Source organism: Streptomyces sp. NPDC088762, assembly GCF_044750905.1.
Taxonomy (GTDB): domain Bacteria; phylum Actinomycetota; class Actinomycetes; order Streptomycetales; family Streptomycetaceae; genus Streptomyces.
Genome location: NZ_JBIVKT010000001.1, coordinates 479,787 through 496,514, shown reverse-complemented (window position 1 = coordinate 496,514; position 16,728 = coordinate 479,787). Strand labels below are relative to the sequence as shown.

Below are 16,728 nucleotides of genomic sequence, written 5' to 3'. Positions count from 1 at the left end.
AGGCGGGACCGCCGACAAGACGGCCCGCCTACGGCAACCCGCTCAGAGCTGGAGCTTGAATCCGATGTGCGAGGCGGCGAAGCCAAGCCGTTCGTAGAACCGGTGCGCGTCGGTCCGGGTCGCGTCCGAGGTCAGCTGCACCAGGTCGCAGTGTTCCTCGCGCGACTTTTCGATGGCCCATTCGACGAAGCGGGTGCCGAGGCCGCTGCCCCGTTCGCCGGCGTGGACGCGGACCCCTTCGATGATGGAACGGGTGGATCCCTTGCGGGAGAGGCCCGGGACGATGGTGAGCTGCAGCGTGCCCACGACGCGGTCCTCGCGGACGGCCACGACCAGGTGCTGGTTCGGGTCTTCGGTCAGGCGCTTGAATGCCGCGAGGTAGGGGGTGAGGTCGTCGGGGGATTCCCGCGTGGCTCCGAGGGGGTCGTCGGCCAGCAGGGCGACGATGGCGGGGAGATCGGTCTCGGTGGCGGGGCGGATGGCCAGGGCGGGGGTCTCGGGCATGGTGTGGTCCTTCCCTTTCAGCCTGCGGCCACGGTGAGCGGTGCCCAGCGGCGGGTCCAGTCGCCGGGCAGCTCCGGGATGTCCCGCGTCATGACGGCGTTGAAGGCCACGGAGGCCAGGCCGCGGTCCTTGAGCCAGGCCAGGAGCGCCTCGTGGCGTACATCGACATCGGTGCGGAGCGGGCGGTCGGTGGTGGCGGCGAGGGCGGTGACGAGCACCTGGGCTCCGGCCGTGTCGCGGGCGATCAGCGGGCCGATGACATGGGTGTCCATGTTGGGCCAGATGGCGGCGTAGCCGGTGAGTTCGCCCTCGTGGTCCTCGGCGACGAACAGCCGGTCCGTGAAGGCGGGGAGCCTGGTGATCATGTGGGTCCGGTCGGTGCCGAAGACCTCGGTGTCCAGGCGGACGATCCGGGGGAGGTCCTCGGCGGTGGCCGGCCGTACGCGGCCCGTGTCCGACCCTTCCGAGGCGGTGAGTGCGGTGGGGTCCGGGCGGAAGAAGCCCCTGAGCATCTCCGCCCGGCCCGTGGTCCGGAAGCCCAGCTCCTCATAGAGGGGGCGGCCATAGGGGGTGGCGTGCAGGGTGAGGGGGACTCCCTTGAGCACGTCGTCGCAGATGAACGTCATCAGACGACGACCCAGGCCCTGACGGGCGAATCGGTCGGCCACGAGGACCATTCCGATGGCCGCGAGGTCCGGCTCGGCGGGGGAGTAGCCGTACCGGGTGACGATGCAGGCGGCGGCGAGTCCGTTGCCGTCCGGAGCGGTGACCCCGTACCCGTTCCCGGCGGCCAGGAGCAGCCCCCACTTGTGCTCCTCGCGGGGCCAGCCGCGATCCTCGGACAGGTCGGCGCAGTGGCGGAGATCGTCCGCGGTCAGCGCCCGGATCGGCAGATCATTGAGGTGTGGTGGTGTCACCGGCCCAGACTGGATCATCACCCCGGGGCCGTCCAGAGGATTTGGGAGGACGAGGGTGTTTCACGTGAAACATGGAGCGATGTTTCACGTGAAACACGGTGTTTCACGTGAAACAGAGCAGCTAGCCTCGACGGCTATGACCCTCCTGCACCTCTTTGACCTCGACGGGACGCTGATGTTCGGCTCGGCGGCGCCGGTCGAGATCTCCCGACAGCTCGGGCTGAGCGCCGAGATCGCCGAGCTGGAGAGGTCCTTCGGCGCGCAGGAGATCGGACCGCAGGAGTTCTCGGTGGCGGCGCACGCGCTGTGGGCCGACCTGACCCCCGCGCATGTGCGAGCTGCCTTCGAAGGCTCACCCTGGCTCAGGGGCATCCAAGAGGTGTGGCGGGAGATCCGCGAGCGCGGGGACTACTGCGCGGTGATCTCCCTGTCGCCGTCCTTCTTCGTGGAACTGCTGCTGGACTGGGGCGCGCATGCCGCGCACGGGTCGGTCTATCCGGAGGTGCCGTTCACGCGACCGGTAGAGGTCTCCGGCATCCTGACGCCCGCGGGCAAGGTCACGGTGGCGGACCGGCTGTGCGCACAGTTCGGGGTGAGCCGGGAGGACTGTGTCGCGTATGGGGATTCGATGACAGACGCGGTGCTCTTTGAGACGGTGCCGGTCTCGGTGGCGGTCAATGCGCGGCCCTATCTGGCGGCGCGCGCCACGCACGTATACGAGGGCAGGGACCTGCGGGAGGCATACCAGCTCGTGGGGGCGGCACGCCCGGGAGTTGAGGCATCTTAAGAGGAAGGTGGGTTCGAAACGCGGTTTTTCCGCATTTCCCCACAGCCCTCTGGGCGGGCTGGCACGCTGTAGAACCCGGAACCACGGATTCACAGACCGTGGCGTGTGCAGACCGACCGAGTTGCTCGAAGCGAGGCACCGCATGGACGCTCCGCCCACCAGATCGGCCAGACGGGATACGACCCGGATACCCGGCGGGGGCGGCACCACGGAGCCTTCACCGGACGCCGTGCTCATCCGCCGGACGCTCGCGGAGATCGCACCGGTTGCCGACAAGGTGACCTCGTACTTCTACGCCCTGGTCTTCAGCCGGCACCCGGATGTCCGGGGGATGTTTCCAGCGGCCATGGACGCGCAGCGCGACCGGCTGCTGAAGGCGCTGCTGACCGCCGCCGAGCACATCGACAATCCGGCGGTGCTCATCCCCTACCTGCGCCGGCTGGGCACCGGCCACCGCAAGTACGGCACCGTGGCCGGCCACTACCCGGTGGTGGGCGAAGCCCTCCTCGGTGCGCTGGCCCGCTACGCGGAGAAGTCCTGGGGGCCGGAGGCCGAGGCCGCGTGGGTACGGGCCTACACCGCGATCTCCCAGACGATGATCGACGCGGCGGCCGAGGACGAGGTGAAGGCCCCGGCCTGGTGGCACGCGGAGGTGGTCTCCCACGATCTGCGCACCTCGGACATCGTGGTCCTGACGGTCCGGCCCGACCAGCCGTACGCCTTCCTGGCCGGCCAGTACGCCAGTCTGGAAACCCCGTGGTGGCCCCGTGTGTGGCGGCACTACTCCTTCGCCTCGGCCCCGCGCGCCGACGGGTTGCTGTCCTTCCACATCAAGGCCGTTCCCGCAGGCTGGGTTTCCAACGCGCTGGTGCGCCACGCCCGCCCGGGAGACGTGCTGCGCCTGGGCCCGCCGGCAGGGTCGATGGTGGTGGATCACACGACGGACAACGGGATGCTGTGCCTGGGCGGGGGCACCGGAATCGCGCCGATCAAGGCATTGATCGAGGATGTGGCCGAGCACGGTGAGCGGCGCCCGGTGGAGGTGTTCTTCGGGGCGCGCAGCGACAACGACCTGTACGACAAGGACACCCTGCTGGGCCTCCAGCGCTCCCACCCGTGGCTGTCGGTGCGCCCGGTGGTCGGCGACGGGCTGGCGGGGCAGTTGCCGCAGGCGATCGGCGAGCACGGGCCGTGGAGTTCGTACGACGCGTTCATCTCCGGGCCGCCCGCGATGATCCGCAGCGGGGTGGACGAGCTCAAGAGGATCGGGATCCCCGGCGAGCGGATCCGCCACGACGCCGTGGAGGAGCTGGCGGGCATCGCCGGCTGAGACCGGCGGCGGCCCGCCGGTCTCGTACGGGATCCTCAGCCCAGGTCGGGGGCGTGCATGGCGCGGACTCCCTCGATGTTCCCGTCGAGGTAGTGCCGGAGGGACAGCGGGACGAGGTGAACCGCCGCGATTCCGACGCGGCTGAAGGGCACGCGGACGATCTCGTACTCCCCTTCGGGGTGATCGACTTCGGGGCCGTGCCGTTGGCTGGGGTCCATCGATTCGAGGTGGCAGACGAAGAAGTGCTGCACCTTCACACCGGTCACTCCCCCGTCCGCGATGTGCTCGACGGTGTCGACGAAGCACGGGACCACATCGGTGATCTTCGCGCCGAGTTCTTCGTGGAGTTCCCGGTGGAGGGCGTCGACGACGGTGGCGTCCGTGGCCTCCACTCCTCCTCCGGGGGTGAGCCAGTAGGGATCGACGCCGGGCTTGGTGCGCTTGATGAGGATCAGGTCGTCACCGTCGAGCAGGATCGCGCGGGCGGTGCGTTTGACCACGGGACGTTCGGTCATGGGAGAAGAGTGGCCCACGGCTCCGCTTCTGAAACGCGCCACGGGCCGGAACTGCGTGCCGAAACCGGCGGCTCACCAGAGCGCCGCCGCCTGCAGCAGCGCTTCATGGGCGCGGGCGAGGTGGGCGAGGGCGAGGCTGCCGGTCCGTACGACGGCGAACCAGGTGCGCAAGGGCGGTACGGAGGGATCCGTCAGGGCCACGACCCGGCCTTCGGCGAGCGCGTCCTGGCAGAGGTAGCGGGGCAGGACGGCGAGCCCGGCACCGGCCTGGACGCACTCCAGGACGGCCCGCAGGTCGGGGGCGACCACGGTGGCGGTGGCGCGCCCGGCGTCGGGCCGGGCGTCGAAGACGGTGGCCCAGTAGCGGGTGACGAGCGGAAGGCTTTCGTGGACCTCGACGAGCGGGATGCCGTCGAGGGCGGCGGGCCCCTCCTCGCGCAGCTGGTCCTGGTCGACGAGGGCGGCCCAGTAGGGCGCGGCGACCAGGACGTGCTCCTCGTCGCACAGCGCGGTGGCGGTGAACAGGCCGCCCCGGGGCCGGGCGGTGGTGACGACGAGGTCGTGGTGGCCCGCGGCGAGCCCGTCGAGGGTCTCCTCGGCGTCGGCCTGCAGCGCCACGCGTAGGGTGTGGCCCTGCCCGACGAGGGTGGCGAGAGCGGGAAGCACGCGCAGGCACAGGAACTCGGGAGGCCCGGCGACATGGAGGGTGCGTAACGCGCCGGAGGCCTCCCGCCCGGTCTCGGTGATCAGCAGCAGGGCGTCGAGGTGCGGGGCGGCCTTGTGGGCGAGCTCGTCGCCGACGGCGGTGGGGGTCACCCCGCGGGCCCGGCGGTGGAAGAGCGGCCGGCCCAACTGGCGTTCGAGCGTGCGGATCTGCGAGGTCACGGCCGGCTGGGAGAGCCCCAGGAGTGCGGCGGCCCGGGTGAAGGAGCCGGCCCGGTGAACGGCGACGAAGGTGCGCAGCAGGGCCAGGTCCATGGAGGCCCCTCTCGGTGGGGGCCTTCAACTATAAATTTGCCGATACCCCTCTGTCGTTACCGTGATTGGACTCTGACGCAGAGTCAACTAGCCTTGTCGCGTGGTTCTTCTTGCGCGGAACCCGGGGCGGTCCGAGCCACGAGGGGGGAGGCTCGGACCGCTTTCCACAGCCTGTTCAGCCGCCGGCACCAGCGCGGTCGAGGGCTCGCAGGACGTCTGCCACCAGGTCCTCGGTGTCCTCGGCCCCCGCGGAGAACCGGATGAAGCCCTCCGGCACGGCGTCGCCGCCCCACCGGCCGCGGCGCTCGGCGGTGGACCGTACTCCACCGAAGCTCGTGGCGTCCTCGACCAGGCGCAGGGCCGCCATGAAGCGCTCGGCGTGCCCGCGGTCGGGCAGGGTGAAGGAGACCACCGACCCGAAGCCCCGCATCTGGCGGGCTGCCGTCTTGTGCGACGGATCCGAGGCCAGGCCCGGATAGCGCAGACCGGTCACCTCGGCGCGGTCGGTCAGCGCCTCGGCGACGGCCAGCGCGTTGGCCCACTGGCGCTGCGCGCGCAGCTGGATGGTGGCCAGCGAGCGGTGGGCGAGCCAGGCCTCCATCGGGCCGGGAATGGCGCCGACGATCTTGCGCCACTGCCGGACGCGGGCGGCGAGTGCGGCGTCGCGGCAGACGACGTATCCGAGCAGCAGGTCGCCGTGGCCGGTCAGGCCCTTGGTGCCGCTGGCGACGGAGAAGTCGGCGCCGAGTTCGAGGGGCCGCTGCCCGAGCGGGGTGGCGAGGGTGTTGTCGACGGCGACGAGGGTCCCGTCGGCGTGCGCGGCGTCCACGAGGCGCCGTACGTCGCATACGTCGAGGCCTGGGTTGGAGGGGGTCTCGATCCACAGCAGCTTGGCTCCGCCGAGGACCGTGAGCTGGGCGTCGTCTCCGGTCGGGGCGGTGCGTACGTGGATCCCGTACGCCTGGAGCTGCTCCCGCACCAGGGGCAGCGCCTGGTAGCCGTCGTCGGGCAGGACCACGGTGTCGCCGGTGCGCGCCTGGGAGAGCAGGACCGCGGAGATGGCCGCCATGCCGGAGGCGAAGACGATGGTGTGCACGTCCTGGCCCGGGGCCTCCAGTTCCCCGATGGCCGCTTCGAGCAGGGTCCAGGTGGGGTTGGTGTCGCGGCCGTAGGTGTACGGGCCCTCGACGTCTCCGGGGAGGTGGAAGTGGGCGGCGAACACCGGTCCGGGCAGGTGCGGCTCGTTCTTGACGGGTTCGGGGAGTCCGGCGCGCACGGCCCGGGTGCCGTCGCCGAGGGAGCCCGCTGCTGCGTCGGGTTCGCGGTCGTCGTGGTTCACGCGGTGTGCTCCTTGATGGCGTGGCGGACGGCGTCCAGCAGGCCGGGGCTTGCCGCCTCGACCAGTTCCAGGCATTCCTCGAATCCGTCGAGCGAGCCGTAGTAGGGATCCGGTACGTCGGTCTCCCAGGCCGTGGCCGCCGGATCGTAGGACCGCAGCAGCCGGACCTTCGCGGCGTCATGCGGGGTGGGCGCAAGGGCCTTCAGGTCCCGCAGGTGCCCGGCGTCGAGCGCGATGACCAGGTCGAGGCCGGCGAACCAGGACGCCTTGAACTGCCGGGCCCGGTGTTCCTGCGCGTATCCCGCGCCCTCCAGGACGGAGACGGCACGCGGGTCGGCGCCGTCGCCCTCGTGCCAGCCGCCGGTTCCGGCGCTGTCCACCTCGACCAGGCCGTCGAGCCCGGCCTCGGTGACGTGGGCACGGAAGACGGACTCGGCCATGGGCGAGCGGCATATGTTGCCCGTGCAGACGAAGCACACGCGGTACATGGGCGGCCCGTTCAGTTCTTGTCGGGCAGGACGAGGTTCACGGCCCACGAGACGATGGAGATGATCAGGCCGCCGAGGACGGCGGTCCAGAAGCCGTCGACGTGGAAGCTGAGGTCGAGCTGCTTGGCCAGCCAGGAGGTCAGCAGCAGCATCAGGGCGTTCACGACGAGGGTGAAGAGGCCGAGGGTGAGGATGAACAGCGGCAGCGAGAGCAGCTTCACCACGGGCTTGACGATGAAGTTCACCAGGCCGAACACCAGGGCGACCAGGATGAGGGTCAGCGTCCGGCGGCCCATGCTGCTGCCGTCGTCCAGGGTGATGCCGGCGAGGAGCCAGATGGCGACGGCCAGGGCCGCCGCGTTGGCGAGCGTCTTGACTACGAAATTCGTCATGTGTCTGATCGTGGCAGAGAAGATCCCGGTGGGACATCCGCAGATGAGCGGATGCGAGGGCACGATCGAGTACAAGGGGCACAAGGACGATGAAAGCCTTCCGGCTTGACGAACTCGAAGCGGAGCGGGCCGCCAACGAGGGCGCCTATCTGCAGTTCGTGCGGGAGCGGAACATGTCGGTCGGGCTGTACGCGCTCGACGCCGGACAGAGCGACCCCCAGCAGCCGCACGGCCAGGACGAGGTCTACTTCGTCGTGAGCGGCCGGGCCTCGATCACGGTCGGGGAGGAGACCACCACGGTGGCGCGGGGCAGCGTGGTCTACGTCCCGGCGGGGGTGGCGCACAAGTTCCACCACATCAGTGAGGACCTGCGGGTGCTGGTGGTGTTCTCCCCGCCGGAGGGCTGAGCGGCGCACACGGGCGGGCAGGGGTGGGCGGCGGCCGGCTGAGGGTCGCGGGCCCGGTCCCCCTAGGGGGCGGATCAGGGGACTGCGGGGGCTCGCGGGTCACCGCCGGAGACGGCGGACTCCTAGCATCGGGAGCAGGAAGTCACGCACGATGACGAGGAAGAGGTCGAGGACATGGACGGCATCCGAGGGATATTCGCGGGCATGCCCTGGTGGGTCAAGTGGGTCGCCGTTCCGCTGCTGGCGCTGTTCGTCTTCGGCGGTGTGATCACGAGCATCCTGGGCGCCCTGATCGGGTTCGTCTTCAAGCTGCTCCTCTTCGTCGGTCTCGTCGGCGGGCTCATCTTCGTCGTGAAGAAGGTGACCGGCGGAGCCTCGAAGTCCTCCGCCGGTGAGTGGTAAGGAAATCGGAGCGGGCGGTTCCGTGATTGCGCCAGGAGGGGGAACATGACGGGCGAAACCCCTCACATCCCGGGAATCGGCGGATAGAGTGGCAATCTGTGCCGTTCCCTGGGCACCGAAAGTCGGTTTCGCGCCGCTCTGACCCGCGGTCACCCGAACCAGCCGCCGTGCACGACCCCCAGGAGCGACGGCATGCGCGGGGGCGGCCCCCGCAGGGCGGGCCGCCCAAGGCCCGCCGCCACGCCTGGGGGTGAGCTTTGTCTCCGGTTCACAACGCCGGTGTGCCGACTCTGATCGGCTCGGTGCAGCGGGCGCTGAGGCTGCTCGAAGCGGTGGGCTCCCACAGCGAGGGAGCCCCGGCGAAACAGCTGGCGCGAGAGGCGGGGCTGCCGCTCCCCACCGCCTACCACCTGCTCCGCACCCTGACCCACGAGGGCTACCTGCGCCGGGAGAACGGCGTGTTCGTGCTGGGCGACGCAGCCCTGCGGCTCGCAGGCGGCGGGCTCCAGCAGAAACGTCGCAGCATGATCCTCGACTCCCTCGCGCACTTCCGTGACGCGGTCGGGGCCCCCGTCTACTTCGCGGTCTACCGCGAGGGTGAAATCGAGCTCGTGGGCGTCTCGGACACCCCTGCCCACCCAGCCTGCGAGGAATGGGCGGACTTCAGGGAGACCGGGCACGCGCACGCCATCGGTCAGTGCCTGCTGGGACAACTCGACGCCAAGGCCCGCAGGGACCACTACGACCGGCATCCGGTCGAGGCCATCACCGCTCATACCGTGCGGGATCTGCGGTCCCTGGAAGAACGGATCGGATCCCTCGAGCGAATGCAGCCTGTAACCGAACGCCAGGAATATGCCCTCGGCACAGTTTGCGCCGCGATCCCCATTACAGCGGGCGATACCGCCGCAACCATGGCGATTTCGCTTCCCGTGCACCAGGAAAATCGATTGCTGTGTGTGGTCGACCGACTACGGAGTGAAGTAGGCGCGCTGTTGAGCACCCTCTCCTTCTCTATCAGTATCTGAAAACTCACTCCTTGTGATCTGCTAGCGCTTCCACCACTCTTGTCAAGAGGCCTCGGGGGACCATTCCTGGCCACTTCCACTACAGCGGGGTAGGCAATGCGCGAGTCGGTACAGGCAGAGGTCATGATGAGCTTCCTCGTTTCCGAGGAGCTCTCGTTCCGGATCCCGGTGGAACTCCGGTACGACGCTCGTGACCCCTACGCAGTCCGCCTTACCTTCCACCTTCCCGGAGACGCGCCCGTGACCTGGGCGTTCGGCCGGGAACTCCTCCTCGACGGCATCAACAAGCCGTGCGGTGATGGTGATGTGCACATCGCGCCCACCGATCCCGAGGAGCTGTCCGATGTCCACATCCGTCTCCAGGTCGGTGGCGACCGGGCCCTGTTCCGCGCCGGCGCGGCGCCGCTCGTCGCGTTCCTCGACCGGACCGACCGGCTCGTTCCGCTCGGTCAGGAGCGCAACCTGGGTGACTTCGAGGGGAACCTCGACGACGCGCTCGGCAAGATCCTGGCCGACTCGCAGCAGAACGAGCGGAACGCGGGCTGAGCACCGCGGCACCACCGCGTCATCGCGCCGGCTCAGCGCTTGCGCCGCCGGCCCCGGCCGCGGACCGGTCCCGAGGCCGGAGCCGCGGCCGGGGATCCCGGCCGGTCGGCTGAGACGACCAGGGCGGCCAGTGCCGTCGTCACCGGCACCGAGGCGACCAGTCCGATCGAGCCCACGAGCGTCCGTACGATCTCCTCCGCCACCAGCTCGCTGTTGGCCACCGAACCCATACTGCTGTTCGCGATCGAGAACAGCAGGAGCAGGGGCAGCGCCGCACCCGCGTAGGCCAGCACCAGGGTGTTGACCACCGATGCGATGTGGTCGCGGCCGATCCGGATGGCCGCCCTGTACAGGTGCCGAGGCCCCATGGAGGGGTCGGCCTGGTGAAGTTCCCAGACCGCCGAGGTCTGGGTGACCGTCACGTCGTCGAGTACGCCCAGCGATCCGATGATCACACCCGCGAGCAGCAAACCGCTCATGTCGATGTCCGGGTAGAGCCCGTGGATCAGTCCGGTGTTGTCGTCGGTGTTGCCGCTGAGGAACGCCCAGTCGATGAACAGCGAGCCCAGCAGCCCGATCAGCAGCAGCGAGACGAGCGTGCCGAGGACGGCGACCGAGGTACGTGCGGTCAGGCCATGGCACATGTACAGGGCGATCAGCATGATGGCGCTCGCGCCGACGACCGCGACGACCAGCGGGTTCGAACCCTGGAGGATGGCCGGGAGGATGAAGAGGGTCAGTACGCCGAAGCTGACGATCAGCGCGATCAGCGCGAACAGGCCCCGCATCCGGCCGACGACGACGACCGCGACCGCGAAGATGCCGGCCAGCAGGGCCATCGGGAACTTGCGGTTCACGTCGATCACCGAGTACTGGAGGTCCCGGGGGGCGTCCGGCGCGTACGCGACCACCACCTCCTGACCCTTCGCCAACTGCCGTGGTGCGCCCGGCTGGACGATCTCCACGAACGTGCGGCCCTTGTCCGGCCCGGTGCCCACCTCGACGGTGGCCTTCTTGCACTCGCCGGTCTGTGCGGCCTGGGCCTCGCGGCCCTCGGGGGTGGACGTGTCGCCGGTGGGCGGTACCTGTGAGGCGTTCACCGATTTGCAGTCGACACGCTCCAGTGAGGTGACCGTGCCCTGCTGCGTCTGCCGGTCGAAGCCCACGCCCGTGCGCTCGTGGGCCGGGGCGCCGCCCGGCCAGAGCACCGCCATGCCGATGAACACGGCGGCGGCGAAGGGGATCAGTACGGCCGCGATGACCTTGCGCAGGTGCTGGGAGACGGGGGCCGCGGGGCCGTGGCCATGGCTGTGACCGTGGGAATGGCCGGAGGCGTGACCGTGGCCTGCGTGCTCGTGGCCCGTGGGGCCGGTGGGTTCACCGGGGACATGGGGGTCGTTGGGGGGCTGCGGCGAGGACATCACCGGCAGATCATCGCAAGAGATGAGGGGGCCCACTGTTCAGCACGCCATAAATGACGCTAGCGTGGGGGCACCTTTGCACAACGCGGGAGCTCGGAGCACCGGGCTGAGAGGGCGCTGATCACCGTACGCGCAAGTAATGCGTACGGGAAGAGGCTGCGTCGACCGCCGAACCTGTTACCGGGTAATGCCGGCGTAGGGAGATCAGGTCTCATGACCATTCAGGACGCACGCACGCCTGCCGTCAGCCAGAACGCCGACGGCCAGACCGAGCGCCAGCCGGGCTGGCACAAGGGGTACGTGGCGGGCTCCCGCCCCGACATCCGGGTGCCGGTCCGCCAGGTCCACCTCACCAACGGCAAGGACGTGACGCTCTACGACACGTCCGGGCCGTACACCGATCCGCAGATCGAGACCGACGTCCGCCGGGGCCTCGCGCCGCTGCGCGAGAACTGGATCATCGGCCGCGGCGACACCGAGGAGTACGCGGGCCGTCCCGTGCGCCCCGAGGACGACGGCATCAAGCACACCTCGCCGCGCGGCGGTCTCAAGAACCTCGACGCGGTCTTCCCGGGCCGCCCCCGCCAGCCCCGCCGGGGCCGTGACGGCGCCGCCGTCACGCAGCTCGCGTACGCCCGCCGGGGCGAGATCACCCCGGAGATGGAGTACGTCGCGATCCGCGAGAACGTCTCCCCGGAGGTCGTCCGCGAGGAGATCGCCGCAGGTCGCGCCGTACTGCCGGCCAACGTGAACCACCCCGAGATCGAGCCGATGATCATCGGCAAGCGGTTCCTGGTGAAGGTCAACGCCAACATCGGCAACTCCGCCGTCACCTCCTCCATCGAGGAGGAGGTCGACAAGATGACCTGGGCGACCAAGTGGGGCGCCGACACGGTCATGGACCTCTCGACCGGCCGCAACATCCACACCACCCGCGAGTGGGTGCTGCGCAACTCCCCCGTCCCGATCGGCACCGTCCCGCTCTACCAGGCGCTGGAGAAGGTCGACGGCCGCGCCGAGGACCTGACCTGGGAGATCTACAAGGACACGGTCATCGAGCAGGCCGAGCAGGGCGTCGACTACATGACGGTCCACGCCGGCGTGCTGCTGCCGTACGTGCCGCTGACCGCCCGCCGCAAGACGGGCATCGTCTCCCGCGGCGGCTCGATCATGGCCGCGTGGTGCCTCGCGCACCACAAGGAGAACTTCCTCTACACGAACTTCGAGGAGCTCTGCGACATCCTCGCGACGTACGACGTCACGTACTCGCTGGGCGACGGCCTGCGCCCCGGTTCCATCGCCGACGCCAACGACGCGGCGCAGTTCGCGGAGCTCAAGACGCTGGGCGAGCTGAACACGATCGCCAAGCGCCACAACGTCCAGACCATGATCGAGGGTCCGGGCCACGTCCCGATGCACAAGATCAAGGAGAACATCGACCTCCAGCAGGAGATCTGCGAGGAGGCGCCGTTCTACACGCTGGGCCCGCTGACCACGGACGTCGCGCCCGCCTACGACCACATCACCTCGGGCATCGGCGCCGCGATGATCGCCTGGTGGGGCACCGCGATGCTCTGCTACGTCACGCCCAAGGAGCACCTGGGCCTGCCCAACCGGGACGACGTGAAGACCGGCGTCATCACCTACAAGATCGCGGCGCACGCCGCCGACCTGGCCAAGGGGCACCCCGGCGCCCAGGAGTGGGACGACGCGCTGTCGGACGCGCGGTTCGAGTTCCGCTGGGAGGACCAGTTCAACCTGGCCCTCGACCCGGACACGGCCCGTGAGTTCCACGACGAGACGCTCCCGGCCGAGCCGGCCAAGACCGCGCACTTCTGCTCCATGTGCGGTCCGAAGTTCTGCTCGATGAAGATCTCGCAGGACATCCGCCGTGAGCACGGCGGTGACCTGAAGGCCGAGGAGATCGAGGCGGGCATGGCGGAGAAGTCCGCCGAGTTCGCCGCCCAGGGCAACCGCGTGTACCTGCCGCTGGCCGACTGACGCACGTTGACGGCTCACGCCTCACGCCTGGACACCTGACGTCGCACGGTTCACCCGTCACGTCACACGTCCCGCGGCGCACGGACCGGAGTGCCGGCCGGAGCGCGGACCGCCGTCCTCGGTCCGTCAGTCCGGCTGGTGTTCCGGGCTGCCGAAGTCCGGACCGGTGAAGTCCGGAGGCGTGTAGCCGGGCCGGGAACGGGGCCGGGGTCCCTCCGAAGGGGACCCCGGGCTGGTGAAATCCGGTGCGGTGTACCCCAGGTTGGGCATCCGGCCCCCGCGTCCGCGCGGGGGCGGCAGGCCCGGACCCGCGTTCGGATCGGCCAGGGCGGCCCGCAGGAACGGCATGATCCCGCGCTCCAGCAGGGCGTGCCGCCAGGCCTCCCGGGCCTGCGCGACCTCGTCGGGTATCGCCCCGTCTGCGTCCTCGTCCGCCGTCACCTCGGTCGCGCTGTTGCGTACGGCCGCCACCAGCAGGCCCACCACCGCGCAGAGCAGGGCCACCGCGGTGAGCGCGCCGAAGAGCCAGCCCGCCGTCAGCATGGTCTCGGCGAAGGCCGGCTCGGGCTCGATCATCTTCAGGACGTAGCCCACCAGCAGGAAGATCAGCATGGCGGTGCCCGCCAGGACGGGCGCGAGGACCGCGACCACGGCGCTGACGCCCGCGCCGGGGACGTCGCCCCGGCCGTCGTCGTCTTCCTCCGCCGCGGTCCCGGGCGTGGAGAGGACCTCGTCGCGCCGTTCCTCGCGGAGCTTCACGTAGTGGTCGTACTCGGCGGCGGCCGCTGCCGTCAGCAGTGCGCCGGCGCCCAGGGCCATGGTGCGCAGTTGTTCGGCGTTCAGGCGTTCGCCGAGGGCGGCGAGTTCCGGCCGTTCGTGTGCGGTGCGCAGTGCCTCGTCGAGGAGCCGCTCGAACTCGGGTCGGTCTTCGGTCAGCAGGTGCGGAGCGCTGGTCATGTGCATCCCCCGATGCTCCGTAGAAGCCGGTTTGCCCGCGTAGACCCGGGCGCCGGCACAAACGGAGGAGAGCCTGCTACGGATAGAGCGATGGTAGAGGGCACGGACCACCGGTTGACAGGGGCTTTGCCGAAATAGCCCTGTGCGGGAACCGTCAGTCGTTGAGGGGAAGTTGCACCACGAGCAGCTTGCCGGCCATCGTCACTCCGCCGTCCATCGCGATGGCGAGCCCGTCCGCGTACACGTGGGGACCGTCCACGGCCTCCGGGCCGCGTGCCTCGTCGCCGTCCTCGGTGCCCACTTCGCCGAGCAGGTACGGGATGGGGCTGTGCCCGTGCACGACGCGGTGGCCGCCGTAGGTGCCGAGCAGTTCGCGTACGGCCTGCGGGCCGGTCTCCTCGTCGCGGAAGGCGAACCGCTTGGTGAACTTGCGGAAGAGGTCCCAGGTGATGTCGGCGTCGTTGCGGTTGAGCAGCTCGTGGATGGTGTCGTTGACGTCCTCGATGGAGTCGCCGTAGTCGAGGTAGGCCGTGGTGTCCGAGTGGAGCAGCAGGTGGCCCTCCTCCAGGACGGCCGCGTCCAGGCGCGACATCCACTGCAGGTGGACGTCCTGGAGCCGCTCCATGTCGGTGCGCTGGCCGCCGTTGAGGAGCCAGGCCGCCTGGAAGGTGGCGGTTCCGGCCCCGGAGGAGACGGGGGTGTCGCCGAACCGCTTGGCGCCGATGAGCAGCAGCTCGTGGTTGCCCATGAGCGCCTTGCAGTAGCCGCCGGCGGCCGCGGCCTCGGCGGACAGGCGCATGACGAGGTCGATCACGCCGATGCCGTCGGGGCCGCGGTCGGTGAAGTCGCCGAGGAACCAGAGGCGGGCGTTGCCGGCGGACCAGCGGCGCTCGGCGTCGATCAGGCCCTGGGCGTGGAGTTCGGTGACGAGCTCGTCGAGGTAGCCGTGGACGTCGCCGACCACGTAGAGCGGGCCCGGGCCGCCGGCCGCCGGTTCCTGGGGGACGTACTGGACCTGCACGGTGTCGCCCGGGCCGCCGAGCGCGCCGCGGCCGATGACGGGCAGGTCGCGCTGGGTCGGCGTGTAGCCGTCGAGGTCGTCGTCGGGTGCGGAGGGGACGGGACCCGGCTCGGGTGCGGGTTCGGCGAGCGGAGGCGTGCCCGCCTGGGGCGCGTAGCCGGGCTGCTGGGGCACGGTCGTCGCGCCTTCCTCGTAGTACGCGGGGTACTCGCCGTACACGGGGGCGTCACCGGGAAGCCCGGTGGATACGGAGTGCGGGGCGGGTTCGGTGACCGGAACCCGGAAGTCCCGCAGCGTGTCCGTCCGCATCGCGGGTCCCTGACCGGCCCCCTGAGTCATCGACCCCTCCACCACCGTCGCGCTGCCGTACACCTGCGGACCCTCCTGACCTCCGGGGAGGAGGGTCCGTGATGTCGTGCGCCCATCATAGGAATGCGGCTCGCGCTCTGTGACGCACCAGGGGTGGTGAATCCTGTCCGGAGCCGATCGTTCCTGCCGCTTTCTCCCGATATCGGTGTTGCTGAAATCCCCGGCGGCGCCTGCGGCTCCGCCGGCGGGACGGTGCGGGGCGTCAGTCCTGGGCCGGGGACCGGGGTGGACTGACGGTCGTACGGGGCTGCCTGCGCTGTGACGAGGTGCGGATGATGAGTTCGGTCGGGACGACCTGTTCGACGGGGCGCCCGGTGTCCACGCCCTCGATCGCGTCGATGAGCAGCTGTACGACGGCCGTCCCGATGCGGCGCGGTTTGAGGGAGAGCGTGGTGATGGGCGGCTCGGTGTTGGCGTACACGGTGGACTCGCTGCAGCACACGAGCAACAGGTCCTCGGGGACGCGCAGGCCGTAGCGTCGGGCGGCGGCGAGCAGGTCGGTGCCGTTGGGGTCGAAGAGCCCGTAGACGGCGTCGGGCCGGTCGGGGCGGGCGAGGAGCCGGTCGGCGGCGACGGCGCCCGCGCAGGGGTCGTGGGCGGGGTAGGACTCGTAGACGGGGTCCTGGCCGACGCGCTCGCACCAGTTGAGGTAGGCGGTGGTGGAGAGCCGGGTGTAGGTGTCGGTGGTGGTGCCGGTCAGCAGCCCGATCCGGCGGGCGCCGGCGGCCGCGAGGTGGTCGAGGAGGCCGAGTACGGCGGCCTCGTGGTCGTTGTCGACCCAGGCGGTGACGGGGAGGGAGCCTGCGGGGCGGCCGTCGGAGACCACGGGCAGGCCTTGGCGGACCAGTTCGGTGACGACGGGATCGTGGTCGGAGGGGTCGATGACGACGGTGCCGTCGAGGGCGACGTTGGACCACACGTCGTGTCGGGAGGTGGCGGGGAGGATGACGAGGGCGTAGCCGCGGGCGAGCGCGGCGGAGGTGGCGGCCCTGGCCATCTCGGCGAAGTAGGCGAATTCGGTGAAGGTGAAAGGTTCATCCCCGTACGTCGTCACGGTCAGGCCGATGAGGCCCGACTTGCCGGTACGGAGGGTGCGGGCGGCGGCGGAGGGGCGGTAGCCCAGCCGGTCGGCGACCTCGCGAACGTGGCGGCGGGTGGCGTCCGGCAGCCGTCCCTTGCCATTGAGCGCGTCGGAGACGGTTGTGATGGAGACGCCCGCCGCGGCGGCCACGTCCCTGATGCCTGCCCGGCCCTGTCGGCCGGCGGCCCGCCGGGTGGTCTCGGTCCGGCTCACCTGATGCTTCCCTGCTGCTGTCATGGCGAGCC

18 protein-coding genes and 1 riboswitch are annotated in these 16,728 nt (G+C 70.2%); of the genes, 7 read left to right on the top strand and 11 right to left on the bottom strand.

Going from position 1 to position 16,728, the window contains the following annotated elements; translation table 11 throughout:
- Positions 1-42: 42 nt before the first annotated feature.
- Together ACIP5M_RS02330 and ACIP5M_RS02325 are read right to left on the bottom strand one after the other, a co-directional pair.
- Positions 43-504 (bottom strand): GNAT family N-acetyltransferase, encoded by a 462-nt coding sequence (locus tag ACIP5M_RS02330; RefSeq protein ID WP_401190929.1) that lies wholly within the window; start codon positions 502-504, stop codon positions 43-45.
- 17 nt (positions 505-521) lie between these two features.
- On the bottom strand, positions 522-1,421 hold the full coding sequence (locus ACIP5M_RS02325; protein WP_401190928.1) for a GNAT family N-acetyltransferase: 900 nt from the start codon (positions 1,419-1,421) through the stop codon (positions 522-524).
- 136 nt (positions 1,422-1,557) lie between these two features.
- Between ACIP5M_RS02325 and ACIP5M_RS02320 the strand changes: the two genes are divergently transcribed.
- Together ACIP5M_RS02320 and ACIP5M_RS02315 are read left to right on the top strand one after the other, a co-directional pair.
- Entirely contained in the window at positions 1,558-2,208 is a 651-nt protein-coding gene (locus ACIP5M_RS02320) for an HAD family hydrolase (RefSeq protein ID WP_401190926.1), read from the top strand.
- 142 nt (positions 2,209-2,350) lie between these two features.
- Positions 2,351-3,538 carry a globin domain-containing protein gene (locus ACIP5M_RS02315; protein ID WP_401190925.1) on the top strand — a complete coding sequence of 396 codons (1,188 nt, stop codon included), beginning with the start codon at positions 2,351-2,353 and terminating at the stop codon, positions 3,536-3,538.
- A 35-nt stretch (positions 3,539-3,573) separates the two neighbouring features.
- Here the strand turns inward: ACIP5M_RS02315 and ACIP5M_RS02310 are convergent, their stop codons facing one another.
- From ACIP5M_RS02310 to ACIP5M_RS02290, 5 genes are all read right to left on the bottom strand, one after another.
- A complete protein-coding gene (locus ACIP5M_RS02310) occupies positions 3,574-4,053 on the bottom strand; it encodes an NUDIX domain-containing protein (RefSeq protein WP_401190923.1) in 480 nt (159 codons plus the stop codon).
- A 72-nt stretch (positions 4,054-4,125) separates the two neighbouring features.
- Complete coding sequence (locus tag ACIP5M_RS02305) at positions 4,126-5,031, bottom strand: LysR family transcriptional regulator (RefSeq protein ID WP_401190921.1); 906 nt, start codon at positions 5,029-5,031, stop codon at positions 4,126-4,128.
- A 175-nt stretch (positions 5,032-5,206) separates the two neighbouring features.
- On the bottom strand, positions 5,207-6,370 hold the full coding sequence (locus ACIP5M_RS02300; protein ID WP_401190919.1) for a cystathionine gamma-lyase: 1,164 nt from the start codon (positions 6,368-6,370) through the stop codon (positions 5,207-5,209).
- Positions 6,367-6,858: a low molecular weight protein-tyrosine-phosphatase gene (locus ACIP5M_RS02295; protein ID WP_401190917.1), complete on the bottom strand. Its 492-nt coding sequence runs from the start codon at positions 6,856-6,858 to the stop codon at positions 6,367-6,369. The genes ACIP5M_RS02300 and ACIP5M_RS02295 overlap by 4 nt, the downstream gene beginning before the upstream one ends.
- A gap of 11 nt (positions 6,859-6,869) precedes the next feature.
- A complete protein-coding gene (locus ACIP5M_RS02290; protein ID WP_401190915.1) occupies positions 6,870-7,250 on the bottom strand; it encodes a phage holin family protein in 381 nt (126 codons plus the stop codon).
- 89 nt (positions 7,251-7,339) lie between these two features.
- Between ACIP5M_RS02290 and ACIP5M_RS02285 the strand changes: the two genes are divergently transcribed.
- From ACIP5M_RS02285 to ACIP5M_RS02270, 4 genes are all read left to right on the top strand, one after another.
- Positions 7,340-7,657, top strand: a complete 318-nt coding sequence (locus ACIP5M_RS02285) for a cupin domain-containing protein (RefSeq protein WP_401190913.1) — start codon at positions 7,340-7,342, stop codon at positions 7,655-7,657.
- Between the two features lie 174 nt (positions 7,658-7,831).
- Entirely contained in the window at positions 7,832-8,059 is a 228-nt protein-coding gene (locus ACIP5M_RS02280) for a DUF5326 family protein (protein WP_401190911.1), read from the top strand.
- A 290-nt stretch (positions 8,060-8,349) separates the two neighbouring features.
- Complete coding sequence (locus tag ACIP5M_RS02275) at positions 8,350-9,087, top strand: IclR family transcriptional regulator (RefSeq protein ID WP_401191840.1); 738 nt, start codon at positions 8,350-8,352, stop codon at positions 9,085-9,087.
- Positions 9,088-9,183: 96 nt separating this feature from the next.
- A complete protein-coding gene (locus tag ACIP5M_RS02270) occupies positions 9,184-9,633 on the top strand; it encodes an SsgA family sporulation/cell division regulator (RefSeq protein ID WP_401190909.1) in 450 nt (149 codons plus the stop codon).
- A 32-nt stretch (positions 9,634-9,665) separates the two neighbouring features.
- Here the strand turns inward: ACIP5M_RS02270 and ACIP5M_RS02265 are convergent, their stop codons facing one another.
- A complete protein-coding gene (locus ACIP5M_RS02265) occupies positions 9,666-11,054 on the bottom strand; it encodes a YibE/F family protein (RefSeq protein WP_401190907.1) in 1,389 nt (462 codons plus the stop codon).
- Positions 11,055-11,129: 75 nt separating this feature from the next.
- Positions 11,130-11,273: riboswitch (TPP riboswitch) on the top strand.
- On the opposite strand from ACIP5M_RS02265, the gene thiC reads away from it, so the two are divergent.
- A complete protein-coding gene (thiC, locus tag ACIP5M_RS02260; RefSeq protein ID WP_401190906.1) occupies positions 11,268-13,055 on the top strand; it encodes a phosphomethylpyrimidine synthase ThiC in 1,788 nt (595 codons plus the stop codon). (Overlaps the previous riboswitch by 6 nt.)
- Before the next feature lie 126 nt (positions 13,056-13,181).
- On the opposite strand, the gene ACIP5M_RS02255 is transcribed toward thiC, so the two are convergent.
- The 3 genes from ACIP5M_RS02255 to ACIP5M_RS02245 all read right to left on the bottom strand — a co-directional run bounded on the left by ACIP5M_RS02255 (position 13,182) and on the right by ACIP5M_RS02245 (position 16,720).
- On the bottom strand, positions 13,182-14,018 hold the full coding sequence (locus ACIP5M_RS02255) for a hypothetical protein (RefSeq protein WP_401190904.1): 837 nt from the start codon (positions 14,016-14,018) through the stop codon (positions 13,182-13,184).
- Positions 14,019-14,166: 148 nt separating this feature from the next.
- Positions 14,167-15,387 carry a metallophosphoesterase gene (locus tag ACIP5M_RS02250; RefSeq protein ID WP_401191838.1) on the bottom strand — a complete coding sequence of 407 codons (1,221 nt, stop codon included), beginning with the start codon at positions 15,385-15,387 and terminating at the stop codon, positions 14,167-14,169.
- A 217-nt stretch (positions 15,388-15,604) separates the two neighbouring features.
- Positions 15,605-16,720, bottom strand: a complete 1,116-nt coding sequence (locus ACIP5M_RS02245) for a LacI family DNA-binding transcriptional regulator (RefSeq protein ID WP_030028209.1) — start codon at positions 16,718-16,720, stop codon at positions 15,605-15,607.
- Positions 16,721-16,728: the final 8 nt, after the last annotated feature.